The 25986-nt window shown below is 39.1% G+C and carries 29 protein-coding genes; 27 read left to right on the top strand and 2 right to left on the bottom strand.

Features of this window, described 5'->3' with window-relative positions; all coding sequences use genetic code 11:
- Positions 1–82: 82 nt before the first annotated feature.
- From DIZ30_RS02330 to DIZ30_RS02305, 6 genes are all read left to right on the top strand, one after another.
- Positions 83–349 (top strand): phosphocarrier protein HPr, encoded by a 267-nt coding sequence (locus DIZ30_RS02330; RefSeq protein WP_002287602.1) that lies wholly within the window; start codon positions 83–85, stop codon positions 347–349.
- Positions 349–2076 (top strand): phosphoenolpyruvate--protein phosphotransferase, encoded by a 1728-nt coding sequence (ptsP, locus tag DIZ30_RS02325; RefSeq protein ID WP_002295388.1) that lies wholly within the window; start codon positions 349–351, stop codon positions 2074–2076. The genes DIZ30_RS02330 and ptsP overlap by 1 nt, the downstream gene beginning before the upstream one ends.
- 163 nt (positions 2077–2239) lie before the next feature.
- Positions 2240–3286 (top strand): glycosyltransferase family 4 protein, encoded by a 1047-nt coding sequence (locus tag DIZ30_RS02320; protein ID WP_002319376.1) that lies wholly within the window; start codon positions 2240–2242, stop codon positions 3284–3286.
- 16 nt (positions 3287–3302) lie between these two features.
- Positions 3303–4526 carry a glycosyltransferase family 4 protein gene (locus DIZ30_RS02315; RefSeq protein WP_002287605.1) on the top strand — a complete coding sequence of 408 codons (1224 nt, stop codon included), beginning with the start codon at positions 3303–3305 and terminating at the stop codon, positions 4524–4526.
- An 88-nt stretch (positions 4527–4614) separates the two neighbouring features.
- Positions 4615–5502 (top strand): NAD(P)-dependent oxidoreductase, encoded by an 888-nt coding sequence (locus DIZ30_RS02310; protein ID WP_002287606.1) that lies wholly within the window; start codon positions 4615–4617, stop codon positions 5500–5502.
- Between the two features lie 85 nt (positions 5503–5587).
- Positions 5588–5818, top strand: coding sequence for a YkuJ family protein (locus DIZ30_RS02305; RefSeq protein WP_002287607.1), 231 nt, complete (start codon positions 5588–5590; stop codon positions 5816–5818).
- 56 nt (positions 5819–5874) lie between these two features.
- Here DIZ30_RS02305 and DIZ30_RS02300 read toward each other — a convergent pair whose 3' ends face one another.
- On the bottom strand, positions 5875–6840 hold the full coding sequence (locus DIZ30_RS02300; protein WP_002319379.1) for a GIY-YIG nuclease family protein: 966 nt from the start codon (positions 6838–6840) through the stop codon (positions 5875–5877).
- Between the two features lie 305 nt (positions 6841–7145).
- On the opposite strand from DIZ30_RS02300, the gene DIZ30_RS02295 reads away from it, so the two are divergent.
- The 21 genes from DIZ30_RS02295 (at position 7146) to DIZ30_RS02195 (ending at position 23418) form a co-directional block, all read left to right on the top strand.
- Positions 7146–7586 carry a MarR family winged helix-turn-helix transcriptional regulator gene (locus tag DIZ30_RS02295; RefSeq protein WP_002287610.1) on the top strand — a complete coding sequence of 147 codons (441 nt, stop codon included), beginning with the start codon at positions 7146–7148 and terminating at the stop codon, positions 7584–7586.
- Between the two features lie 9 nt (positions 7587–7595).
- Positions 7596–8558 carry a beta-ketoacyl-ACP synthase III gene (locus DIZ30_RS02290; protein WP_002295382.1) on the top strand — a complete coding sequence of 321 codons (963 nt, stop codon included), beginning with the start codon at positions 7596–7598 and terminating at the stop codon, positions 8556–8558.
- A gap of 52 nt (positions 8559–8610) precedes the next feature.
- The gene (locus tag DIZ30_RS02285; protein WP_002287614.1) at positions 8611–8835 is read left to right on the top strand and encodes an acyl carrier protein; all 225 of its coding nucleotides are present in this window, start codon (positions 8611–8613) and stop codon (positions 8833–8835) included.
- A 106-nt stretch (positions 8836–8941) separates the two neighbouring features.
- The gene (gene fabD / locus DIZ30_RS02280; RefSeq protein WP_002287616.1) at positions 8942–9859 is read left to right on the top strand and encodes an ACP S-malonyltransferase; all 918 of its coding nucleotides are present in this window, start codon (positions 8942–8944) and stop codon (positions 9857–9859) included.
- Between the two features lie 11 nt (positions 9860–9870).
- Entirely contained in the window at positions 9871–10608 is a 738-nt protein-coding gene (gene fabG, locus DIZ30_RS02275) for a 3-oxoacyl-[acyl-carrier-protein] reductase (RefSeq protein ID WP_002287617.1), read from the top strand.
- 18 nt (positions 10609–10626) lie between these two features.
- The gene (fabF, locus tag DIZ30_RS02270) at positions 10627–11862 is read left to right on the top strand and encodes a beta-ketoacyl-ACP synthase II (protein ID WP_002287619.1); all 1236 of its coding nucleotides are present in this window, start codon (positions 10627–10629) and stop codon (positions 11860–11862) included.
- Positions 11863–11864: 2 nt separating this feature from the next.
- A complete protein-coding gene (accB, locus tag DIZ30_RS02265) occupies positions 11865–12341 on the top strand; it encodes an acetyl-CoA carboxylase biotin carboxyl carrier protein (protein WP_002290844.1) in 477 nt (158 codons plus the stop codon).
- 24 nt (positions 12342–12365) lie between these two features.
- On the top strand, positions 12366–12785 hold the full coding sequence (fabZ, locus tag DIZ30_RS02260) for a 3-hydroxyacyl-ACP dehydratase FabZ (RefSeq protein WP_002287621.1): 420 nt from the start codon (positions 12366–12368) through the stop codon (positions 12783–12785).
- A gap of 7 nt (positions 12786–12792) precedes the next feature.
- Positions 12793–14172 carry an acetyl-CoA carboxylase biotin carboxylase subunit gene (locus DIZ30_RS02255; protein WP_002295381.1) on the top strand — a complete coding sequence of 460 codons (1380 nt, stop codon included), beginning with the start codon at positions 12793–12795 and terminating at the stop codon, positions 14170–14172.
- Positions 14173–15042 (top strand): acetyl-CoA carboxylase, carboxyltransferase subunit beta, encoded by an 870-nt coding sequence (gene accD, locus DIZ30_RS02250; protein WP_002287623.1) that lies wholly within the window; start codon positions 14173–14175, stop codon positions 15040–15042.
- Positions 15035–15820, top strand: a complete 786-nt coding sequence (locus tag DIZ30_RS02245; RefSeq protein ID WP_109023070.1) for an acetyl-CoA carboxylase carboxyl transferase subunit alpha — start codon at positions 15035–15037, stop codon at positions 15818–15820. The genes accD and DIZ30_RS02245 overlap by 8 nt, the downstream gene beginning before the upstream one ends.
- Positions 15821–16047: 227 nt before the next feature.
- The gene (locus DIZ30_RS02240; protein WP_002287626.1) at positions 16048–16575 is read left to right on the top strand and encodes a YqeG family HAD IIIA-type phosphatase; all 528 of its coding nucleotides are present in this window, start codon (positions 16048–16050) and stop codon (positions 16573–16575) included.
- Entirely contained in the window at positions 16572–17681 is a 1110-nt protein-coding gene (yqeH, locus tag DIZ30_RS02235) for a ribosome biogenesis GTPase YqeH (protein ID WP_002295377.1), read from the top strand. Before DIZ30_RS02240 ends, yqeH begins: the two co-directional genes overlap by 4 nt.
- 15 nt (positions 17682–17696) lie before the next feature.
- A complete protein-coding gene (gene yhbY / locus DIZ30_RS02230; RefSeq protein WP_002295376.1) occupies positions 17697–18008 on the top strand; it encodes a ribosome assembly RNA-binding protein YhbY in 312 nt (103 codons plus the stop codon).
- A gap of 9 nt (positions 18009–18017) precedes the next feature.
- Complete coding sequence (locus DIZ30_RS02225; RefSeq protein ID WP_002295375.1) at positions 18018–18668, top strand: nicotinate-nucleotide adenylyltransferase; 651 nt, start codon at positions 18018–18020, stop codon at positions 18666–18668.
- The gene (gene yqeK, locus DIZ30_RS02220; RefSeq protein ID WP_002287635.1) at positions 18652–19245 is read left to right on the top strand and encodes a bis(5'-nucleosyl)-tetraphosphatase (symmetrical) YqeK; all 594 of its coding nucleotides are present in this window, start codon (positions 18652–18654) and stop codon (positions 19243–19245) included. The genes DIZ30_RS02225 and yqeK overlap by 17 nt, the downstream gene beginning before the upstream one ends.
- Before the next feature lie 20 nt (positions 19246–19265).
- Positions 19266–19625 carry a ribosome silencing factor gene (gene rsfS, locus DIZ30_RS02215; RefSeq protein ID WP_077940756.1) on the top strand — a complete coding sequence of 120 codons (360 nt, stop codon included), beginning with the start codon at positions 19266–19268 and terminating at the stop codon, positions 19623–19625.
- Between the two features lie 3 nt (positions 19626–19628).
- Complete coding sequence (locus tag DIZ30_RS02210) at positions 19629–20369, top strand: class I SAM-dependent methyltransferase (protein WP_109023069.1); 741 nt, start codon at positions 19629–19631, stop codon at positions 20367–20369.
- A 221-nt stretch (positions 20370–20590) separates the two neighbouring features.
- A complete protein-coding gene (locus tag DIZ30_RS02205; protein ID WP_002330254.1) occupies positions 20591–21742 on the top strand; it encodes a nucleotidyltransferase in 1152 nt (383 codons plus the stop codon).
- Between the two features lie 130 nt (positions 21743–21872).
- Positions 21873–22592: a YebC/PmpR family DNA-binding transcriptional regulator gene (locus DIZ30_RS02200; protein WP_002287641.1), complete on the top strand. Its 720-nt coding sequence runs from the start codon at positions 21873–21875 to the stop codon at positions 22590–22592.
- Between the two features lie 178 nt (positions 22593–22770).
- Positions 22771–23418, top strand: coding sequence for a hypothetical protein (locus tag DIZ30_RS02195; RefSeq protein WP_002295372.1), 648 nt, complete (start codon positions 22771–22773; stop codon positions 23416–23418).
- Between the two features lie 92 nt (positions 23419–23510).
- Here DIZ30_RS02195 and helD read toward each other — a convergent pair whose 3' ends face one another.
- Positions 23511–25790 (bottom strand): RNA polymerase recycling motor HelD, encoded by a 2280-nt coding sequence (helD, locus tag DIZ30_RS02190; protein WP_002287644.1) that lies wholly within the window; start codon positions 25788–25790, stop codon positions 23511–23513.
- Positions 25791–25986 lie beyond the last annotated feature (196 nt).

The following is a 25986-nucleotide window of genomic DNA, read 5'->3' as shown; positions in this document are numbered from 1 at the left end:
GGCATTTGTTAGGATTCTCTGAATTACTAAAAAAGAAAACCCTCACATAAAAACAACACTCACTTAAAGGAGACCGATTAATATGGAAAAGAAAGAATTTCACGTAGTAGCAGAAACTGGGATCCACGCTCGTCCAGCTACACTATTAGTACAAACAGCAAGCAAATTTAACTCTGATGTAAACTTAGAGTATAAAGGTAAATCAGTAAACTTGAAATCAATCATGGGCGTTATGTCTTTAGGTGTAGGTCAAGGTTCTGATGTTACTATTACTGCAGAAGGTGCTGACGAAGCTGATGCAATGGCAGCAATCGTTGAAACAATGAAGAAAGAAGGCTTATCTGAATAATGGTTGAAATGCTAAAAGGGATTGCCGCTAGTGACGGTGTAGCCGTTGCAAAAGCTTACCTGCTAGTTCAACCGGATTTAACATTCAGTAAGGCAACAGTAGAAGATACTGCGGCTGAAGAAGCTCGTTTGGATGCTGCATTAGCTAAATCTACTGAAGAATTGCAGCAAATTCGTGAAAAAGCAGCGCAAAGCTTAGGTGAAGCAGAAGCGCAAGTATTTGATGCCCATTTGATGGTTCTTTCAGATCCAGAAATGGTAGGTCAAATCAAGCAAAATATTAAAGACAACAGCGTAAATGCTGAATCAGCGCTAAAAGAAGTAACGGATATGTATATCGGTATGTTCGAAGCAATGGAAGATAATGCTTATATGCAAGAGCGTGCTGCAGATATTCGTGACGTTGCTAAACGTATTTTAGCGCACTTATTAGGCGTTACTTTACCAAATCCATCAATGATCAACGAAGAAGTGGTCGTTGTTGCACATGACTTGACTCCAAGTGATACAGCACAATTAGATCGCAATTTTGTAAAAGCGTTTGTAACAGACATTGGTGGACGTACTTCACATTCTGCTATCATGGCACGTTCTTTAGAAATTCCAGCAATCGTTGGGACAAAAGAAATTACTGCTAAAGTCAAAGAAGGCGATATTTTGGCTGTCAACGGGATCGAAGGCGATGTAATCATCGATCCTACAGATGAACAAAAAGCTGAATTTGAAAAAGCAGGTGCAGATTACGCAGCACAAAAAGCAGAATGGGAAAAATTAAAAAATGCAGAAACTGTCACAGCTGACGGCAAGCATTTTGAATTAGCTGCAAACATCGGAACACCAAAAGATCTAGTTGGTGTCCATAATAATGGTGGAGAAGCAGTTGGTCTGTACCGTACTGAATTCCTGTATATGGATTCTCCAGACTTCCCAACAGAAGATGACCAATATGAAGCTTACAAAGCTGTATTAGAAGGTATGGAAGGAAAACCTGTAGTTGTTCGTACAATGGACATCGGTGGAGATAAAGAACTACCATATCTGCAATTACCTCATGAAATGAATCCATTCTTAGGATATCGTGCATTGCGTATCAGTTTATCTGAACAAGGCGACGAAATGTTCCGTACACAAATGCGTGCATTGCTTCGTGCATCTGTTCATGGTAACTTACGTATCATGTTCCCTATGGTAGCTACACTCAAAGAATTCCGCGCAGCAAAAGCGATCTTTGAAGAAGAAAAACAAAAATTGATCAGTGAAGGCAAGGAAGTATCTGATACGATCCAAGTCGGCATCATGATCGAGATTCCAGCAGCAGCAGTCTTAGCAGACAAGTTTGCAAAAGAAGTAGATTTCTTCTCTGTAGGTACGAACGATTTGATTCAATACACAATGGCAGCAGACCGTATGAACGAACGCGTTTCTTACTTGTACCAACCATATAACCCATCAATTTTACGTTTGATCAAAAATGTAATTGATGCAGCACACGCTGAAGGAAAATGGGCAGGTATGTGTGGAGAAATGGCTGGAGATCAAACAGCTGTTCCATTGCTAGTAGGTATGGGTCTAGATGAGTTCTCAATGAGTGCGACATCTATTCTTAAAACGCGTAGTTTAATGAAACGCTTGGACACAGCGAAAATGGCTGAACTTGCTGATCGTGCATTGAAAGAATGCGATACGATGGAAGAAGTCGTTGAACTTGTTCATGAATATGTAAAATAAACAACGTATCAAAAGCTGGTGTGGCTTGTAAAAGAGCTACGCCAGTTTTTTTGTTCTTTTTTAAGAAAACGTTTTTGTCAGTAAGAATAGACAAAAATAGGGCTTAAGTTTGAGTGACAGTTTGTAGGCTATGTTATACTATATAAGTGAAGGGGGACGTAAGGTGAAGGTATTATTATATTTTGAAAGTGAAAAAATGCTTGCAAAATCTGGAATCGGGCGTGCGCTTGATCATCAAAAACGTGCTCTGACGGAAGTCGGTATCTCTTATACACTAGATGAAAAAGAAGATTATGACATCCTGCACATCAATACATACGGAATCAATAGTCATAATATGGTCAATAAAGCCAGAAGAGAAGGAAAAAAAGTTGTCTATCATGCGCATTCTACAGAGGAAGATTTCCGAAATTCCTTTATCGGATCGAACCAGCTTTCTCCTATCGTAAAAAAATATCTGGTAGGATTGTACCAAAAAGCGGACTATCTGATCACGCCAACACCTTATTCAAAACAGTTGTTGGAAAGCTATGGTATCCGTGTGCCGATTCAAGCTATTTCCAATGGGATCGACTTAGAGAAATATCGCCCTGATCCAATGAAAGAACAAAAGTTCAGAGAATATTTCAAACTGTCTCCGGATCAAAAAGTAATCATTTGTGTCGGTTTGTTTTTCGAACGTAAAGGAATCATTGATTTCGTAGAAATTGCTAAGAAGATGCCCGAATACACATTTATTTGGTTTGGTCATGTTCCCATGTACTCGATTCCTCGGAACATCCGGAAAATTGTAAAAGAAGATCATCCTGAAAATGTCCTGTTTCCTGGTTACATTCGTGGAGAGATCATAGAAGGTGCGTATTCAGGTGCAGATCTATTCTTTTTCCCTTCTTATGAAGAGACAGAAGGGATCGTTGTTTTAGAAGCTTTAGCAAGCAAACAAAACGTACTTGTTCGAGATATTCCAGTGTATAATGGCTGGTTAGAAGATAGCAAGAACTGCTATATGGGGAAGACAAACGAAGAATTTATCCGACTGATCCAACAGATTACCAATCAAGAACTACCGAGTACGACACAAGCCGGTTATCAAACAGCAAAAGAGCGAAGTATCAATAAAATCGGTGAAGAACTTAAAAATGTATACGAAAGTGTACTGAATGAAAAAGTCTCTAGCAAATTAAAAAAAGTAAATCAGATCAAGGACTAGTTTGGAGGCGAAAAACATGAAAATCGGCTTTTTTACCGATACCTACTTTCCGCAAGTCAGCGGAGTTGCTACATCGATCAAAACATTAAAACAAGAATTAGAAAGACATGGGCATGAAGTCTATATTTTTACAACGACCGATCCTAATGCGGATAAGTTGGAAAAAGATGTGATTCGAATGCCAAGTGTACCATTTATTTCTTTCAAGGATCGAAGAGTTGTTGTTAGAGGCATGTGGTATGCTTATTTGGTTGCCAAAGAACTAGAACTAGATCTTATTCATACCCATACAGAATTCGGAGCAGGGATACTTGGGAAGATGGTAGCTAAGAAGTTGAAAATACCTCTGATCCATACTTACCATACGATGTATGAAGACTACCTTCATTATATCGGTAAAGGAAAAGTGATCAGGCAATCCCATGTAAAATACTTGTCTAGATTATTTGCAAATCATACGACAGGTGTAGTTTGTCCAAGTGAACGTGTTATTGATACATTACGCAGTTATGGTGTAATAGCACCGCTTCGCGTGATTCCTACTGGTATCGACATTGAAAAATTCAAACGTTCTGATATCACTCAGCAGGATATCAGCAAATTAAGGGAGTCACTAGGTCTTCAGGAAAACCATTTGATGATTCTTTCTTTAAGCAGGATTTCTTATGAGAAAAATATCCAAGCCTTGATTAATGGGTTTCCTCAGGTCATCTCCGCTTATCCTAACGCCAGATTAGTTATCGTAGGAAAAGGACCTTATGTAGAAGAGTTAGAGGAATTGATCTCAGAACTGCAGTTAGAAGAATTTGTGCAGTTCACAGGAGAAGTGGACAACAATGATGTAGCACTTTATTATAAAGCGGCAGATTATTTTGTCAGTGCTTCTACTTCAGAAACACAAGGGCTTACTTATACAGAAGCGATGGCAGCCGGAACACCTTGTGTCGTGGAAGGAAATGCTTATTTGAACCGATTGTTCGATCATCCTTCATTAGGGAAAACTTTTGAAACCGACGAAGACTTTGCACCAGCACTTATTGATTATATTTCCAGTGAAGTTCCTAAAGATCCAAAAGTTTTAGAAGCTAAACTTTATGATATTTCATCTACACATTTCGGCGAAGCTATGATCGAATTTTATCAAGACATGGTTGTTTATCATGAAGAAGAGATGCGAAGAAAAGAAGAAGAAGACTCGATTGAACGAATCAAAATAAAATTAAATTCATTTAAAAGATAAAATTCAAACATTTTTTATGAAAAAATCCTTGTTTCTAGCGTATACTAGCATAGAAGCAAGGATTTTTGATTTTTAGGAGGTCGAAAAAATGAAACTTGGTTTTATAGGAACAGGCGTCATGGGAAGTGCTGTCGCACGCCATCTACTAGAAGCAGGACACGAAGTAGCTGTCTATAATCGGACAAAAGCAAAAGCTGATCCTTTAGTAACAGAAGGAGCTATCTGGGCAGATACACCAAAAGCGGTAGCAGAACAAAGTAATATTCTCTTTACAATGGTAGGTTACCCCAAAGATGTAGAAGAAATCTACTATGGACAGTCGGGGATTTTTTCTGCAGATATCTCAGGACATATTTTAGTTGACTTGACTACAAGTACACCAAGCCTGGCAGAAAAAATTGCAAAAACAGCAAAAGAAAAAGGCGCAGATGCGTTAGATGCACCGGTATCCGGTGGTGACTTAGGAGCAAAGAATGGTACACTGACGATCATGGTCGGTGGAGAAGAAGCCGTTTATGATCAAGTACTGCCTTTATTCAAAGAATTTGGTACGACATTTACATTGCATGGTTCTGCTGGGAAAGGTCAGCATACAAAAATGGCTAATCAGATCATGATTGCAGGTACGATGACAGGAATGACGGAAATGCTTGTCTATGCACAAAAAAACGGACTTGATTTAAAGAAAGTGATTGAGACGCTTTCAGGTGGAAGTGCAGCTAACTGGTCTTTAAGCAATTATTCTCCTCGTATTTTAAAAGAAGATTACACACCTGGTTTTTTTGTCAAACATTTTATCAAAGATTTAAAGATTGCATTAGAAGAAGCAGAAAAAATGGACCTTGTATTGCCAGCAACTACCCAAGCATTGAAACTATATGAAGAGTTGGCAGATAAAGGTTTTGAGAATGACGGAACCCAAGCTTTGATCAAACTTTGGTGGCCTGAAGGAAAAATACCAGAAAAAAAATCATAAAAAACGAGTTTTTTTAGAGAAAATCAATGCAAGTAGGCTATGCTTTTGATACAATATAACAGAAATAAGAAAAGGAGGACCTCCGATGACACATTCACAATTAGTCGCAATCATAAAACGACTGGAGGCTATGGTCGAGTCAGCAGATAATGAACTGCAAGTTCGCCGTTTTGAAAAAGAAGGCGTAGAGAAGTGTACAGTAACTTATGATAAAGCGACCGATACATTTGAATTAACTGAAACAGATACTCATCAGCAATACGAATTTGATAATATCGATATCGTAGCGATGGAAATCTATGACTTAATCCAATAAATTTTAGGATAATTGACATTTGAAGTTGAAGATGCCTAAAAGAAGCCGAGAAGCAACTAATTTAGTTGCTTTTCAGCTTCTTTTTTGTTTAACAGTTCAATTTCAAACTGTTCTTTTTCTAATTTTTTGCGGTAACTGATCAAGATTTGTACAGGATCGATTTCTTCTTTTGACAATTGACGTTTCAAAGATAAATGAGCTTCTTTCTTTTCATAATAGAAGTCAGGAGAAACGTCACCAGAGGCAATCATTGTTTCTGCAAGTTGACCATAACAAACGAGGTAGTGCTTTTTCTGACTCTCATCTGCTGCTAATGGCATGCTGAAGGTGAGCGATGGTGTTCTTAAAAACTGCTTTTGTTCCTGGATCCGTCTAATAAAATAAGTAACTAATTCGATATCTTTTTGAAGCATACCGGCTTTTTCGAAATTCAACTGATAGATGAAATGTTGTTGTCTTTTTTTCAAGTAAGTCAGTAGCTTTTTATTTCGGCCTTGAAACAGCCCTTGGAGTTCCTTTTTTTTCTGTTCAAAAGTCATTTCCTGTAGGTCAGGAAGCTGGGCTCGCAAAGCTAACAAACTAATTTCAGACAACCAAGGCATTTGATAAGTTTCTTCCATTATACGCAAAATAGACGGCATTTTTTTATAGAGACGAAAAGGCCCGTATGTTCGAGCCGTAGGAGTATCTGTTAATACAAATCCCTTATTGGTAATATGTACATAATTATAATTACTGAAATAATTCATTTGTCGGTTATAAAAAGGACGGTAATGTTGGATCAATTGACACTCGAGCAATAAAGCATCTAATTCCGTGTCTACTACGACGAAATCAAAATCTGTTATATGATGAATCATACGTAATACTTTTTTTGAATGCTGTTTATTCTGATGAAAATAGCTGCTTACTCTATTTTTGAGCCGTTTTGCTTTACCAACATAGATGACCTTACCATCTCGGTCTTTCATAAGATAGACACCCGGCAGCATGGGGAGAGTTTTCATTTTTTCTTTTAACATAGGATCTCCTTTTACGCTTTGAATAAAAAGACTATAACAAATTTTGAAATAATGGACAAGTTTTAGGGAATTCTATAGTTCTGTTCACAGAAAATACTTTGATAATCAAAATATGTGAGATAGATGATTTTTCTAATAAAAGAAATTATAAATGCTGATTTATCAGTTGTTTTAAATGAGTAAAATCTTAAAAAAAGCTCATATAGTAAAAAAATGATCTTTTAAGGTTGCATTTTGAAAAAAGTTAAGATATAGTTTGAACATCAAAAGATTTGATAATCAAACTAATTAGTGGACGGTGGAACATGGAACCAGATTTAAAAACAGTAAATGATTATCTTGTTAGTGTCTTCAATGATATTTTGACAATCGAAGAGTCTGAGCTGAAAAAATCTCAATTCAAAGATCTGTCAATCACAGAGATGCACACGATCGAGGCAATCGGGATGTACAAGAAAAAAACAACTTCAGAAGTAGCCAAAGAACTATCAATTACTGTTGGGACCTTGACCACTGCTATTAACAAGTTAGTAAAAAAAGGCTATGTCGAACGTATCCGCAGTGAAGATGACCGCCGCGTTGTAAAGTTGGGACTAACGAAAAAAGGAAAGTTACTATTTCGGGTCCATCAGCATTTTCATCGTGAAATGGTCAAGAACATCTTAGACGGAATGGCTACGGAGGAACAGCATGCCTTGCTGGATGCACTGAAAAACTTGCACGACTTCTTGCAAGACTATAAGTGAGGATATTTAATGGAACAATTTGGAATGATTACTGCAACAGCCAGCGTCCTTCCTGAAAAGATTATTACTAATAATGATCTTTCCAAGATGATGGATACCTCTGATGAATGGATTTCGACAAGGACGGGTATTCGTGAACGAAGATGTGTAACAAATCAGGAGACTTCTGATTTATGCATTTTAGTGGCGGAAAAATTGATAAAACAGAAAAATCTAAACCCTAAAGATTTGGATTTTATTTTAGTAGCAACAATGTCGCCCGATTACACGACACCATCTGTAGCAGCACAAGTACAAGGGAAATTGGGAGCAACTCATGCTATCGCTTTTGATATCAGTGCTGCGTGCTCAGGATTTGTTTATGCGTTAAGCATGGCTGAAAAAATGATCCGCTGCGGCTCAACTAAGGGACTGGTGATTGGTGGTGAAACACTATCTAAGCTAATCGATTGGTCTGATCGTACGACTGCTGTGTTGTTTGGCGATGGAGCAGGTGGGATTCTCTTAGAAGCGAATCCACAGAAAAAATTGCTGAAAGAAAAATTAGCAGCTGACGGTACCAGAAGTAGTTCATTGACCGCTGGCTACCAGCAAAATAAAAATCCGTTCTATTCAGAAGATTCAGAAGGTTCGTATTATTTGCAAATGACTGGCAGAGATATTTTTGATTTTGCCGTACGAGACGTTGCAAACAATATCCAAGAAGTCATGAAAGACAAACCAGTTGATTATCTGCTTTTGCATCAGGCAAACCTCAGAATTATTGAGAAAATTGCCCGAAAAGTAAAGATGCCGCAAGAAAAGTTCCTGACCAATATGGATAAATATGGGAATACATCTGCTGCAAGCATCCCTATCTTATTGGATGAAGCAGTTTCTAGTGGAAAGATCACCTTGGGAAAACAGCAGAAAGTAATATTTACAGGCTATGGCGGAGGTTTAACATGGGGAAGTATTCTCATGGAGTTGTAGACTGTTAAATTATAAAAATAAAAAGCAAACAATATCGGAGGAATATATTATTATGGTATTCGAAAAAATTCAAGAAATCATCGCAGAAGAATTAGGAAAAGAAACTGAAGAAATCAAATTGACTACTGACATCCAAGAAGACTTAGAAGCTGACAGCTTGGATTTATTCCAAATCATCAATGAAATTGAAGATGAATTTGACGTGAAAATCGAAACAGAAGACGGAATCAAAACGGTTCAAGATTTAGTGACTTACGTAGAAAAACAAACTGCATAATCATTAAAATTAGGTTGGGGGCTGGGACATTTCCTGAAATAGGAATGTCTCGGCCTTTTTGAATAGGAAGAATCAAACATATATTCTGGATATATTGGAGAAAAACATGAAAACAGCATTCTTATTTAGTGGCCAAGGTGCACAATATCAAGGTATGGGAAAAGATTTATATGAAGAAGCCGTTGTAAAGCAGACATTTGATGAAGCAAGTGAGATTCTCGGCTACGATATGGCTGAACTTTGCTTTACAGAAAATGAACGTTTGGATCAGACGCAATATACACAGCCAGCTATTCTAACAGTCAGCATCGCGTATTATCGCTTATTGAAGGAGCATGGAATCATCCCAGATGCAGCTTTAGGACTGAGTTTAGGAGAATATTCGGCATTAGTAGCTAGTAATGCGCTATCCTTCACTGAAGCAGTTGCGTTAGTAGCAAAAAGAGGCGCTTATATGACAGAAGCTGCCCCAGCTGGAAGCGGGAAAATGGTTGCAGTGATGAATGCGCCGATTGAAACGATCGAGGAAAGCTGTCATGAAGCTAGCAAGTACGGCATCGTATCTCCTGCAAATTATAATACACCTCAGCAGATCGTGATTGGTGGCGAAGAAAAAGCAGTAGACGAAGCTGTTTTACTATTAAAAGAAAAAGGGTTCAAAAGAATGATCCCTCTAAATGTCAGCGGGCCTTTTCATACAGCTATTTTAGAACCGGCAGCAAAAAAACTGGCGAAGGACCTAAGTCAGATTCAATTCTCTGAACCTTCTTTTCCTATCATAAGCAACACAACAACGGAAATAATGAAGAAAGAAACAATCGCGGGACTACTTGAACAGCAAGTCATGCAACCTGTTCGTTTCTATGAGAGTATCCATAAGTTAAAAACAATCGGCATCGAACAAGTCATCGAAGTCGGCCCCGGAAAAGTATTAAGCGGATTTATGAAAAAAATCGATAAAACAATACCAGTTCTGCGTGTTGAGAATAAGCAGACATTTGATGAAACAATAGCAATACTATAAGGAGGAACGTTATGGATGTAAAAGGAAAAAATGTATTTATCACAGGTAGTACAAGAGGAATCGGCAAAGCGATGGCCTTAGCTTTTGCAAAAGCTGGAGCAAATATCATTTTGAATGGTCGCGGAGAGATTCCAAAAGAAAAGATAGAAGAAATCGAAGCATTCGGTGTAAAATGCGTAGGAGTTTCCGGTGACATCTCTGATTATGAGAAAGCGGGACAAATGATCAAAGAAGCAGAAGAAAAGCTTGGATCGATCCATGTGTTAGTAAACAATGCCGGAATCACAAATGACAAACTTGTGATGCGAATGGATGCAGAAGATTTCAAAAAATGTCTTGATATCAATTTGATTGGAACCTTCAATATGACGCAGCACGTATTGAAAAAAATGATGAAGCAGCGAGAAGGGGCCATCATTAATCTCTCTAGTGTATCTGGGTTGATTGGAAATATTGGTCAAGCAAATTATGCAGCTAGTAAAGCTGGCGTAGTAGGATTAACAAAATCTGTGGCACGAGAAGCTGCAACTAGAGGCATTACATGTAATGCCATTGCGCCAGGATTCATCACAACTGATATGACGGAAGTTTTAGCAGACAAAGTCAAGGAACAAGCGGAAAAGCAAATTCCGATGCAGCGTTTCGGACAAGTAGAAGATATTGCACAAACAGCAGTTTTCTTAGCACAAAATCCATATATCACCGGACAAGTCATCAATGTCGATGGCGGATTGGTCATGCACGGATAAGAAAAGGAGAGCAAACAAATGAATCGAGTGGTAATTACTGGCTATGGAGTCACTTCACCTATTGGAAATGACGCAGACAGCTTTTTGAATAGCTTAAAAGAGGGGACGAATGGCATCGCACCGATCACTAAATTTGATGCTTCAGAAACAGGGATTACCTTAGCGGGTGAAGTCAAAGATTTCCCTTACGATAAATATTTTATTAAAAAAGATAGCAAACGAATGGATATGTTTTCGATCTATGGAATCTACGCTGCTTTAGAAGCAATGGAGATGAGCGGTTTAGATAAAGAAAAAATGAATCAAGACCGGTTTGGCGTCATCATCGGATCTGGAATCGGTGGTCTTCCAACAATCGAAAACCAAGTTATTCGTCTACATGAAAAAGGTGCAAAACGAGTTTCTCCAATGTTCGTACCAATGGCGATTGCCAACATGGCAGCTGGAAATATTGCTTTGCGCGTAGGTGCAAAAGGTATTTGTACAGCTATCGTAACAGCTTGTGCTAGCGGAACGAATTCAATTGGGGAAGCATTCCGTAACATCAAACATGGCTATTCTGATGTCATTCTTGCTGGAGGAACAGAAGCAACGATTTGTGAGATGGGGATTGCTGGATTTGCAGCTTTAACAGCACTCTCAGAATCAACTGATCCTAATCGTGGTTCGATTCCGTTTGACGAAAATCGGAATGGTTTTGTGATGGGTGAAGGAGCAGGCGTTCTAGTTCTTGAATCTTTAGAACATGCACAAGCTCGCGGTGCCAAAATCTATGGAGAAATCGTTGGATACGGTGCAAACTGTGACGCTTACCATATGACAGCTCCTACTCCAGATGGTTCTGGTGCATCTAAAGCAATGAAGCTTGCGATGGAAGAAGCTGGTGTACAGCCGGAACAAGTCGGATATATCAATGCTCACGGAACAAGTACACCAGCCAATGACCAGGCAGAAGCAAAAGCAATCCAAATCGCATTAGGTGAAAATTTCAGAGATACTTACGTCAGCAGCACGAAATCGATGACTGGACATTTATTGGGAGCAGCCGGCGGGATCGAAGCCTTGGCAACTTTGCTGGCATTAGAACATCAATTTATCCCACCTACGATCAATGTAGAAAAACAAGATCCTGAGATTGACTTGACAGTTGTCAAAAACGAAAGCAAACCTGCAAGTTTTACTTATGCAATGAGTAATTCATTAGGGTTTGGCGGACATAATGCGGTTCTGTGCATGAAACGCTGGGAGGAATAATTTTGGATATCAATGAAATCAGAGAATTAGTCAGTCAATTTGATCAATCCTCGCTAACGGAATTCGATTTGCGTGAAGGTCAATTTGAATTGTATATGAATAAAAATAAAACAAGTCGAGGCATGAATATGGTTCAAACAAACGAAACGTTGCCAGTTTCGGAGCCAGTCAATGTCATACCTGAACAAGCAACAACTGCTCCAGAAACAATGAAAGAAAAAGAATCGGCAGTATTTGATGGAATCGAGGTTGTTTCGCCAATCGTGGGAATCGTTTATCTGCAACCGGCGCCCGACAAACCAGCTTTCAAAAAAGTAGGTGATCAAGTTGCCAAAGGAGAAGTTATCTGCATTATTGAAGCGATGAAACTGATGAATGAGATAACTAGTGAGGCCGACGGAGTGATCACAGAAATCCTTGTAGAAAACGAGTCAGTTGTCGAATATGGACAGCCACTCTTTAGGATTCAGCAAAAATAAGCAAAGCAGGAAAGAGGGAAATCAATGAACATACAAGAAATAAAAGAAATCATTCCACATCGTTATCCAATGCTTTTGATTGATCGAGTGGAAGAAATGGTTGAAGGAGAACGGATCGTTGCTAAGAAAAATGTAACGATCAATGAGCCCTTTTTTCAAGGACATTTTCCAGAAGAACCTGTTATGCCAGGGGTATTGATTGTTGAAGCAATGGCTCAAGCAGGAGCAGTTGCATTACTTTCTCTTGAACAATTCAAGGGAAAGACGGCTTATTTCGGCGGATTGGACAAAGCAAAATTCCGTAAGAAAGTTACACCGGGAGATACCTTATACCTTGAAGTTGAGATATTGAAAGTGAAAGCTTCAGCCGGAATAGGCAAAGGAATCGCTAAAGTAGACGGTAAAAAAGTAGCCGAAGCGGAATTAACCTTTATGATTGGATAGGTGAAATATGTTTTCTAAAGTATTGATAGCTAACCGCGGTGAAATCGCTGTACGTATCATTCGTGCATGCCGCGAACTAGGGATCCAAACCGTAGCGATATATTCAGAAGCAGATGCCGAAGCACTTCATACACAGTTAGCAGATGAAGCAATCTGCATTGGCCCGGCAAAAGCCGTTGATTCATATCTGAATGTTCAGGAAGTACTGAGCGCTGCAATCGTGACAAAAGCCGAAGCAATTCATCCAGGATTTGGTTTTTTATCTGAAAATAGCCGATTTGCCTCCATGTGTGAAGAGTGCAATATCACATTTATTGGTCCTAAAAGTGCAACGATCGATGCAATGGGAAATAAGATCAATGCGCGTCAATTGATGCAAGAAGCAAATGTCCCAGTCATTCCAGGAAGTACTGGTGTATTATCTACAGTAGAAGAAGCATTGGAAATAGCAGACAGAATTGGTTATCCAGTGATGCTGAAAGCAGCTGCAGGTGGTGGCGGGAAAGGCATTCGGAAAGTTCAATCAAAAGAAGAGCTCCCACAGCATTTTTCTTCAGCTCAGCAAGAAGCAGCAGCGGCATTTGGAAATGATGATATGTATTTGGAAAAAATCATTTATCCTGCTCGCCATATAGAAGTTCAGATTTTAGGTGATCATTTTGGCAATGTCATTCATTTAGGAGAACGAGATTGTTCTTTGCAACGTAATAATCAAAAAGTACTGGAAGAATCTCCTTCTGTAGTGATCTCACAAACAAAAAGAGAAGCACTAGGAGACGCTGCTGTTCGAGCAGCTAAAGCAGTCAATTATGAAAATGCCGGAACGATCGAGTTTCTGATGGATGAAGAAGGCGATTTTTATTTCATGGAAATGAATACTCGAATCCAAGTGGAACATCCAGTAACAGAAATGGTCACAGGAATCGATTTAGTAAAAAAACAGGTGGAGATAGCAGCCGGTGAGCCTTTGAATGTGTGTCAAGAAGAAGTAGTATTCCAAGGACACGCAATCGAATGCCGGATTAATGCAGAAAATCCTGCTTTCCATTTTGCTCCTTCTCCAGGGAAGATCCAAAACTTACTGCTTCCAGCAGGTGGGATGGGACTGCGAGTAGACAGTGCAGTTTACCCGGGATATACGATCCCGCCATATTATGATTCAATGATTGCAAAAATAATCGTCCATGGAAATACGCGTTTTGAAGCATTAATGAAGATGCAGCGAGCCTTAAGTGAATTTATCACAGAAGGAATCATCACGAACGCAGAATTTCAGATGGATTTGATTAGTCATCCTGCAGTCATAGCAGGTGATTACAGCACAGCATTTTTACAAGAAGAATTTTTACCGAATTGGACACCAGAAACGGAGATAGGAGGCGCATAGATGGCTCTGTTTAAGAAAAAGAAATATATTCGGATCAATCCTAATAGAGAGAGCAAACCTGCTAACTCGCCATCTGTTCCTGATAACATGTGGGCAAAGTGTCCAAATTGCAAACATATCCTTTATACGAAAGACATCGGTGAAGAAAAAGTATGCCCTCATTGCGGATACGCTTTTCGAATCGGTGCATGGCAGCGTCTAGCTTTGATTATTGATGAAAAAAGTTTTGAAGAATGGGATACGGATCTTGTAACCAAAGATCCGCTAGCATTTCCCGAATATACGGAAAAAATTAAAAAAATGCAAGATAAAACAGGACTTCATGAAGCAGTCCTCACTGGTAAAGCAACCATTCAGGGGATTCCCTTCATTATTGGAGTGATGGATCCTAATTTTATCATGGGAAGTATGGGAACGATTGTCGGAGAAAAGATCACCAGATTATTCGAACGAGCAACAAAGGAAAGTCTTCCAGTCGTCTTGTTCACAGCTTCAGGTGGCGCACGGATGCAAGAAGGAATCTTTTCTCTAATGCAGATGGCAAAAATCTCTGCTGCTGTCAAACGGCATAGCAATGAAGGTCTTTTTTATCTAACTGTTTTAACGGACCCGACGACCGGAGGAGTAACTGCCAGTTTTGCAATGGAAGGCGATATCATTCTAGCAGAACCCCAAAGCTTGATCGGTTTTGCTGGAAGACGCGTCATCGAACAGACGATCAAGCAGGAACTTCCAGAAGATTTCCAAAAGGCTGAATTCTTATTATCTCATGGTTTTGTCGATCAGATTGTTCCCCGCATGGAATTGAAGCAGAAAATCCATACGCTTCTTGAATTGCATACACAGAAAGGATGGATAGATCGTGGATAAGACAGCACATGATGTCGTTCAGTTAGCAAGAGCTAAAGAACGATGGACAAGCTTGGATTTTTTTGAAGAGATCTTCGATTCTTTCGAGGAATGCCATGGTGATCGTTTATTTGCAGATGACGAAGCGATTGTTGGTGGAATCGCTCGATTAGATGGCAAACCGGTAACAGTGATCGGTATTCAAAAAGGACGGGATCTGCAGGAAAATATCCGCAGAAATTTTGGTTCTCCCCATCCTGAAGGCTATCGAAAAGCTTTACGACTGATGAAACAAGCGGAAAAGTTCAATAGACCGGTGATTACCTTGATCAATACAGCAGGTGCATATTGCGGTGTAGGAGCAGAAGAGCGCGGCGAAGGAGAGGCTATTGCCAGAAATCTGCTCGAAATGTCTGATTTAAAGGTACCGATCATCGCCATCATCATTGGTGAAGGTGGAAGTGGCGGTGCCCTTGCTCTAGGTTTAGCGGATGAAGTCTGGATGCTGGAAGAAACGATTTATGCTGTGCTTTCTCCAGAAGGATTTGCGTCGATTTTGTGGAAAGACGGTAGTCGCGCCACAGAAGCAGCTGAGTTGATGAAAATTACTGCGCCAGAACTACGCGAGTTAGGAATCGTTGATCGAGTTATTCCTGAAACGTTCAACGGCGAGCAGTTGCCACGATATAAAGTCGCACACATTATGAAAAAAGCGTTGATTGAAAGATTGACGGAACTTGTTCGATTCGACCAGCATGAATTACTGGAAAAACGATACAAGAGGTTCCGCCAATATTAGGTGTTTAACAACTAAGCAAAGAGTAAAGAATGGTTCTTGCTCGCTTAGTTGTTTTTTGTTTCTAAATTTTTCTGTGATCAATCTTTATTTTTGGTCATTTTGTAAAGAAATGCTTTTTCTGAAAGACGAACGAGTATAGAGGTAGTTTTTTTTGCTGATATGCAGTATAATACGGGGTTGAGGAGTACTTTATGTGCTCCTTCATTTTTTGCAGATGAGGAGACAGCATGTTTTCAAATTACAAACCAACATGGATGGTAGAAGCCATCTATCAGATTACACCTGCCCAATTAAAGAATCTAGGCATCAAAGCAGTATTGACCGATTTAGACAATACGTTGATTGCATGGAATAATCCAGATGGAACAGAAGAGTTGCTTACTTGGATTTTAGAAATGAAAAATGCAGGAATCCCTGTTGTTGTTGTTTCAAACAATAATTCAAAACGTGTCGCGCGAGCGATTGAAAAATTTGATCTTTTGTATGTTGCACGAGCAATGAAACCTTTAGCAAGAGGGATCAACATAGCAAAGAAACAATTGGATTTAGCAGATGATGAGATAGTAATGGTAGGCGATCAGATTATGACTGATATACGTGGAGCCAATCGTGCAGGGATACGTAGCATCCTTGTAAAACCCATTATCGCAACAGATAGTTGGAAGACACAATTTAATCGTTTTTGGGAAAAAAGAATTATGGCCTATCTATTAGCAAAACACCCTGATATGGGCTGGCGAGGTGGAATCGAATGACAGAAGAATTACAATGTATCGGCTGTGGTGCCGTTATACAAACAAACAAACCCGGTGAATTAGGATACACGCCGCAAACGGCTTTGGAAAAAGGTTTAGCTTCCGGGGAAGTCTATTGTCAGCGTTGTTTCAGATTACGCCATTATAATGAGATCCAAGATGTCTCATTGACGGATGACGACTTTTTGCGCTTACTGAATGAATTAGGGCAAAAAGATGCATTGATCGTCAATGTGGTGGATATTTTTGACTTCAATGGTTCACTAATCCCAGGACTACACCGTTTTGTCGGTGACAATCCAGTACTTTTAGTTGGGAACAAAGTGGATATATTACCTAAATCATTGAAAAAAACTAAATTAACACAATGGATGAAGGAACGTGCTTACGAAGCAGGAATTCGTCCAGTAGATGTATTATTAACTAGTGCTAAGAAATCTCATGAGATGACGGAACTATTAGAAAAAATCGAAGAATACCGCGATGGACGGGATGTCTATATCGTCGGAGTAACAAATGTCGGAAAATCGACGCTTATCAATCAAATCATCAAAAATACAGCGGGAGTACAAGATGTAATCACAACTTCGCAGTTTCCAGGAACGACCTTGGATAAAATCGAGATTCCTTTAGATGACGGGCATTTTTTGATTGATACACCGGGAATTATCCATCGCCATCAAATGGCGCACTACTTAGGTAAAAAAGATTTGCGGATCATTGCACCGTTAAAAGAAATCAAACCTAAAGTTTATCAGCTGAATGAAGGGCAAACACTTTTCTTGGGCGGACTTGCAAGATTTGATTTTATCAGCGGCAATCGTGCTTCATTTATTGCTTATGTGTCAAATGATGTAAATATTCATCGAACGAAACTGGAAAAAGCAGACGAATTTTATCAAAAACATGTAGGTGGATTATTACAGCCTCCTCGTCCTGATGAAGTCGAGGCATTTCCGGAGCTTGTTCGTTTTGAGTTTTCTGTGAAAGAAAAAACAGACATCGTTTTTGCCGGTCTAGGCTGGATCACTGTAACAGCGCCAGCAGTAATTGCGGGCTGGGCGCCAAAGGGTGTAGATGTATTGAAACGCAAAGCATTGATTTAAGGAAGAAGGAAAATTATGAGTTTAAGAGGAAAACAAAAGCGTTTTTTACGTAGCAAAGCGCATCATCTTCAGCCGATTTTTCAAATCGGAAAAGGTGGGATCAATTCAGCAATGATCGTTCAAATTGAAGAAGCTTTAGAAAAAAGAGAACTGATCAAAGTATCGTTACTTCAAAATACAGATGAGATTGTAGAAGAAGCAGCTCAAGTATTAGAAAAAGAAATAGATTGCGAAATCGTCCAAATCATTGGACGTGTTATTGTATTATACAAACCTTCCACAAAAGAAAAGTATCAAAGGCTATCAAAAGAAGTAAAAGCAATATAAGGAGTGACCATGATGAATACGCAAGCTAAGACATTTGTTCGTTCACAATTATTTCCTGAAGAAATGCCTCAATTCTTAGAGAAGAAAAAGCAAGTAGGGATCTTGGGCGGAACATTCAATCCCGTTCACCTTGCACATTTAGTGATGGCTGAACAAGCTGGCCGGAATTTAGGTCTTGACCGCGTATTTTTGATGCCTTCTTATCAGCCACCTCATGTTGATGAGAAACAGACGATTGATGCAAAACATCGACTCAACATGTTGGAATTAGCTGTGGAAGACAATCCTTTTTTGCAGATTGAAACGATTGAATTAGCTCGTGGAGGGAAAAGTTACACCTATGATACTATGAAGGAATTGACGCAAAACAATCCGGATACAGATTATTACTTTATTATCGGTGGGGATATGGTAGAATATTTGCCAAAATGGTATAAAATCGATGAGCTGACTTCTATGGTCAACTTTGTGGGTATACGTCGACCAGGATACACAGCGGATACTCCATATCCTGTAATTTGGGTAGATGTACCTGAGATCGACATCAGTTCCACGAAAATACGTCAAAAGATCAAAGAAGGCTGTTCTATCCGCTACCTTGTTCCAGATAAAGTAATTGATTATATTCAAAATGAAGGGTTGTATGAATATGGACTATAGTAATGAATATACTGCTTATTCTAGAGAAAACCTGATGCAAAAAATACAGATGAGAATGAGCGAACAACGCTTCAAGCATGTGCTTGGAGTAGAAGAAACAGCCGTGGCTCTTGCCAAAAAATACGGTGCTTCTCCTGAAAAAGCTAGTATTGCTGCATTGACACATGATTATGCAAAAGAACGACCAGATGAGGAGTTCAAAATGGTAATCGTAAGAGACGGTTTTGATCCAGAGTTATTGAATTATAATAATGCAATCTGGCATGGTCTTGTTGGCGCTTCGTTTGTAGAGCGGGAATTAGGAATCACCGATGCAGAGATTCTTCATGCAATCCGGGTGCATACGACTGGGGCTGCTAAGATGAGTCTCCTTGACAAAATCATTTATGTAGCAGACTATATTGAACCAGGTCGAGATTTTCCTGGGGTACAAGATGCACGAGCCATTGCATGGGCTGATCTAGACGAAGCTGTAGCATTTGAAACAAAACATACATTGGCCCATTTGCTTGCGCAAGAACAACAGATTTATCCAAAAACAATCGAAACATATAATTACTGGGTAGCAAAAAAATAAGCTGCTCATATTAGGAGGAAATCATCATAGATAGTAAAGAACAATTAAAAATTGCGGTTGAAGCAGCAGATTCAAAACGGGCAGAAGACATTATCGCTTTAGACGTTCGAAATGTTTCCTTGTTGGCAGATTATTTCATGATCTGTTCAGCAAATAGCGAACGTCAAATCAACGCAATTACAGAAGAAATCATTGATAAAGAAGAAGAAAACAAATATGAAGTAAAACGTATTGAAGGAAAAGAAGGCGGAAAATGGGTATTGATCGATCTTGGAGATGTGATCGTACATGTTTTCCATGCACCAGAACGAAGTTTCTATAATCTGGAAAAACTATGGTCAGATGCTCCGCTAGTCGATCTTAGTGAATGGTTGGATTAACATATGGCTTATGAAACATTTGCTTTCATTTACGATGAAGTGATGGACGAAACACTTTATCAGCAATGGCTAGCTTTTTCGAAACGTCATTTACAAGAAGACACAAAAAATATTTTGGAACTGGCATGCGGTACTGGAGCATTAGCGGTTGCCTTTGCAAAAGATGGATATAAAGTGACAGGGTTAGACCTTTCAGAAGAGATGTTGATGATTGCCAGCCAGCGAGCATATGAAGAAGACGCATCGATCCAATTTGTGGAAGGCAATATGCTCGATTTATCAGAAATCGGACAATATCAGGCAATTACCTGTTTTTCTGATTCGCTGTGCTATATGAAAAATAGACAAGAGGTACAGCAAGTGTTTGATGAAGTCTATCAAGCGTTAGAAGAACATGGCCGATTTTTATTTGACGTACACTCCACCTATCAAGTAGATGAAGTTTTTCCAGAATATAGCTATCATTATCAAGGGGATAATTTTGCTTTTTTGTGGGATAGTTATCCAGGAAGCGAGAAACACAGCATCGAACATTTTCTTACCTTTTTCGTTGAAGAACAAGAAGGGTCTGGTCGATTTATTCGTGAAGATGAACTACATCAAGAGCGTACCTATCCATTGGAAAGTTATCTAAGAATGCTGGAAAACAGCGGCTTTTCGAAAGTCGAAGCATTTTCTGATTTTACAGACGAAGCAGCATCAGAGAAATCAAAGCGCTGGTTCTTTGTAGCATACAAAGACTAGCGGTTTTGCCTGCTCGAGTTAACAAGAAAAGAATAAATCTTCAACATAAATTATATATCCGAACGATATAGGCATTGCTTTGCTCTTGCAGTGCAGCTTTTCGTCGCAGAAGTATTGTGTTTGCGAGAATAGTTTATATAGTTCGGGTATTTTTTCCGATTTTTGCCTTTTTTTACTTGTCTCTATTTCTTTTTTATCGATAACTATGAAGGAGGATGCGCATGAAAAGCTGCGGGATTATCGTAGAGTACAATCCTTTTCACAATGGACATCGCTATCATGTGGAAATGGCACGAAAAACAACAGGAGCAGAGGTCGTCATTGCTGTAATGAGCGGGAATTTTTTGCAACGAGGCGAACCGGCTATCATCGATAAATGGCATCGCGCGAATGAAGCTTTACAAAATGGTGTGGATTTAGTAGTGGAGCTTCCCGTCGAATGGGCGGTTCAGTCAGCTGATTATTTTGCTAAAGGTGCAGTAAAAATCTTGCAAACACTGGACTGTTACAGTTTGTGTTTTGGAACAGAAGAAGAGACTTCGTTTGATTACAGCAGTTTCGGACGCTTTGTCCAAGAGAATCAAGATAGGATAGAAGAGGCATTTCAAGAACTGTCTGATCAAACGTATAGTTATCCGCAAAAAATGACTGAGGTTTTTCGCAGTCTGTATCCCGATATTACGCTTGATTTTTCTTCGCCAAATCATATCTTGGGATTAAGTTATGCAAAGGAAAATGCCAAGTATGTCCACCCTATGGAATTACATCCGATCCGACGTAAAAGTGCAGGCTATCATGAAAAAATCATCACAGATCAGAGGATAGCCAGTGCAACAGCCATTCGCCATGCGTTAGAAGAAGGAAAAAGAATAGCTGGACTTGTGCCGCTTCAGACAGAAGAAGATCTTTCAATTTGTTCGCTGCAGACTTGGGAATCTTATTGGCCGTATTTGCGTTATCGGTTGTTATCTTCTACTTTGCTGGAACTGACAGATATCTATCAGATGACCGAAGGAATAGAATCGCGCATGAAAACAGCAGCTGCAACTGCTGATAGTTTTGAGGATTTTGTGTCAAAGGTAAAAACAAAAAGATATACATGGACACGGATCCAACGATTATCTTGTTATGTCTTGCTGAATATCAAAAAGCAAGAGATTCCTGTCCAACAAAATAAAAATTATCTTCGACTACTTGGATTTACCGATGCTGGAAGAAGATTCTTAAAAGAAAAAAAAGAGATTTCTATTTATTCCCGAATCGGAAAAAAAGAGGCACAAGAAGCGGAACTGTTAGTTAGAAGTGATCAAATCTATCAATTGGGAGGCAATATTCCGGAACAGAATTTCGGGCAAATCCCAATCCGAGTATAGATAATTGACTAAAAATGAGAAGAATGAAGGAAGAAAGAAAAAAAGCTTCACAGAATCGTGATTCACAAGTATAATGGAACAGGACGTTTTTGCGTTATGAAACTATCAAATCAGAAAGCGAAGTGAAAATATGGGACGTAAATGGGCAAATATCGTAGCAAAGAAAACTGCTAAAGATGCTAATAATAGCCGGATTTATGCAAAATTTGGGATTGAAATCTACGCGGCAGCAAAATCAGGTGATCCTGATCCGCATGCAAACCAAAAACTACGTTTCGTCATTGATCGCGCTAAAACTTATAATGTACCAAAACATATTATTGACCGAGCAATCGAAAAAGCAAAAGGTGCAGGAGATGAAACATACTCTGAATTGCGCTATGAAGGATTTGGACCAAGCGGCTCAATGGTGATTGTTGATACATTGACGAACAATGTGAATCGAACAGCAGCAGACGTACGGGCAGCATTTGGGAAAAATGGCGGGAACATGGGTGTTTCCGGAGCGGTTTCTTACATGTTTGACAATACAGCAATCTTTGCTTTTGCAGGAGAAGACGCTGATGAGATCCTTGAATATCTAATGGAAAAAGACATCGATGTTCGCGATGTAATGGAAGAAGAAGGACAAATCATCGTTTACGGTGAAGTAGCGGATTTCCATAGTATACAAGAAGCATTAAAAGAAAAAGGAATCACTGATTTTTCAATCGCTGAGATCCAAATGATCCCTCAAAACGAGGTAACACTATCTCCAGAAGATCAAGAAACATTTGAAAAAATGATTGATGCACTGGAAGATCTAGAAGATGTACAGCATGTGTTCCATAATGTGGCATTAGAAGACTAAGCAACCAGTTTTAACGAAAAGTATTCAGTCTTTTTCGAAAAGCAAGACAATCTCACTAACAGATTGTCTTGCTTTTTTGTGTGATTTATTTTCTTTTCTAATTCAACCTGTGGTATGATGAGAGCATAAGTATCATGTGAAATGATATGAAGTATGTGGAAGATGGACGGGGAAGAATATGGAAGCAAAAATCACTTTAGAACCTTTTGAACGTATCTTAAGCGGTTACCGCAAAGTAGAAGAGTTAGCTGTGAACGTAACTGATTGTTCAAAATTAGCGCAAAAATACGCAAGATTCGGCGTTGAAGGCTATCGATTAGGAAACTATGTCGGTACAGGGTATCTGAACCGTTATTTAGAGTGTATGGTGGACCGCGCACCAATGCTGATTTATAGACAAAAATATTTGATTCCGCTGCTTTTTCGTCGTTCTGATTCAGCCTTTCGGTTATTTGAAGAAGAGTATCGGATGGAGGCTTTCTTTCTACTATTAGAGTGGAGCTTGAAACATCGTCCTGAAAAAATTCTTATCGAAAGAAATGAGAAGATAGACACGAAAAAAAATAATGTGATCGATAGTGCATACCTAGCATTTCGTGTATCAGAGATTTTGGATTGTGGCGGCTATCCAATCAGCAATTTCCAATCAATTGACCAGTTCATTGAATGGAATCGAATTTACCGATTGATCGACAATGGCGGGATTGGCCGTCATAGCAAGGTATTTGACCCAGAATATCCAGAAAACATGGAAGAACTGAAAATGATTATTTCGCTTGTCAAATTAAAATATCCTGAAACAGATTTGGATTTATATATAGAATAAATGACCTTAAATGATTAAATTACTTTTTCTGCAATTATTATTGTAAGTAAAAAGACAACTGCTAACATTAATGATAGCAGTTGTCTTTTTACTTACAGTACTTTTTTCTCATAAGATGAAATATCCATATTGTTTAACAAAGGACTTTCATTATTGGAGGTAAAAAGGGTCAATTCATGCATCGCACGTGTACACATGGTGTAAAGGATCAATTTGTCTTGCTGAGAAGAAAAATGTTCTGCATCTACATCCCACAAGAAAACTCGGTCAAACTCCAGACCTTTTGCTAAAAAGGCTGGAAGTAAAATAATGGAACGTTTCATAAAGTCACTCTCATTTAAAATCAGCTGGACTTGTTGTTTCAACTCGTCTGGCAGTTGAGCATAAAGAGCTTCGCATTCTTCTTGTGTTTTAGCTATGATTGCTGTACGCCAATACCGGGCTTTTCCCTGAGTCGTTCGAATGGTATCTGCTAACCAATTCAATTTGATATCATCTGTTGTTCCTTGAATGAGCAAAGGAAGGTCTCCTTTTCTTGCTGTTGTTTCTACTTGATGTTCTTTCACAATAAAATGATTAGCAAAATCAGTGATTTCTTTTGTGGAGCGATAGCTTGTCGTTAATTGGAAACGAGTGACTTCACGGTCCACGAAAAGGTCTTCCAATGATCCAACGATCGTTTCATTTCCAAAGACATTTTGATTTAGATCTCCACAGAAAGTCAAATTTGCTTTTGGGAACAAGGCTTGCAGCAATGCCACTTGTGATGGTGCGAAATCCTGCATTTCATCAATAAAGATATAGCGAGCTTTGTGTGTAACCGTCACTGGATATGTTCGGCGCATCAGTAAAAAGAATAGTACAGCATCCTCTTGACGCAATTCTCTTTGACGCAAGTGTGTACGAACAGTTGTCAAATGTTCCTGCCATCTGGTCTCGCTGATTTTATGTCGTGTTAGAAGAGAAAGTGGCACAGTTTGTAGAAAGTGGAGATATTGTTTCGTTATATTGACAAATTGATAATTCATGATCCCTCGATGGATTCGACGGAATCTTTTACGTACGATTTGGTTGGCCAGTTTTTTACGTAATGAACGCTCCTTTTGTTCTGTATATTCAAGATTTGGATCTGTTGCGTATAGTTCTTGGAGCTGTTCTTCCGCCAGATCTTTGACCCATTGCTGACGTGTTTCGTCTTTTTGCAGACCGCCTAATTTTTTCAGGAGCTTCGTTTGTAATAGAGAGAGTCTATGATGTAAAGGTAATTGTTCATTTGTTTCTTTATACCATTGGCGAATCGATTCCTTTGATAGGATCGTACGGCCATTTATTTTCATATCACGGAACAAGGGACCGTAGTTTGTGATGCCTTGGATATAGCGATCAATCTGATCGACTAAGGTCAATCCGCTTTTCATCACTTGTATCGGATCTTTTTCCCCTAGCAAAAAACCACTTTCTTGTTGCTGTTCATCTAGTAAAGAAAACTCTGGCAGCAGCTGCACCAAATAATTTTTGAATGTCTGTGTAGGCACGCCGCTTTCACCTAATGAAGGCAATACAGTCGAGATGTAATCAGAAAACAAATGGTTGGGTGAAAATAGAAGAACGTTTTCAGCCTCGAGCCACTTGCGATTATGATACAACAGAAAAGCAATACGTTGAAGCAAAGCGGATGTCTTTCCACTTCCGGCGATTCCTTCAATCAGCATTACTTTACTTGTTGTGTCCCGAATGATTGCATTTTGTGCTTTTTGTATCGTAGAGACGATGTTTTTCATATGGTTGCTTGATGATTCATCCAATATCTCTAGCAAAAAGTCATCATTGATTACTTCCGACGTATCTACCATAGATAAAATACGTCCTTCTTGGATTTTAAATTGTCGTTTCAACTGCAGATCGACATCTATTCTATCTGTTTCAGTTTCATAAAATGCGGGACCAATCTCACCTTCATAATAAAGATTGGCAATTGGTGCGCGCCAGTCAATAACGATTGTTTCTTCTGCCAGATCTCTTAAAGAAGCGATACCTAGATATAATGTTTCTGTTTCACGGTCTTCTTTAAAGTCGATACGGGCAAAATAAGGACTATCTTTCATGACAGACAACGTTTGCAGGCGTTTTTGCTGTGCTTCAAGAGTATGGTATTTCAAAAGCAATTCCTGCTCATGTTGGCGATATTCAACAGCAGATTCATAAAAAGCTTCATTGGAACCAGCTCGAATCTTGTGATTAGCTGTGTCTTTTGTCGAATGATTCATTTCCTGAGTCAATTCTTGTTGTTTTGTATCCAGCATATTTTGTTCGATCTGGATTAGTTCGATCGTTTCATCCACGTGCGTTTGTTCTAGTTGTTTCTCATTCATCGCATGTTTGCTCCTTCCGCCGTAAATAACGAATTAAAAGTATAGCATAGTTTTTCGAAAAAAGGTACTTTTTAACTGATGAATCGAAAAAGTAATCCTTGCTGAATATTTTTGTTTGTAGAACTGATGAATTTTGGAAACGCTGATAGTGATAGTTGTTTTCAATTAAGGCCTATTGTTTTAAAAAGTGCTAGTC

It is taken from the genome of Enterococcus sp. H57 (assembly GCF_003112495.1).
Lineage (GTDB): Bacteria > Bacillota > Bacilli > Lactobacillales > Enterococcaceae > Enterococcus_B > Enterococcus_B faecium.
The sequence above is the reverse complement of the archived record's forward strand: the minus strand, read 5'-3'. Positions and strand labels throughout refer to the sequence as shown.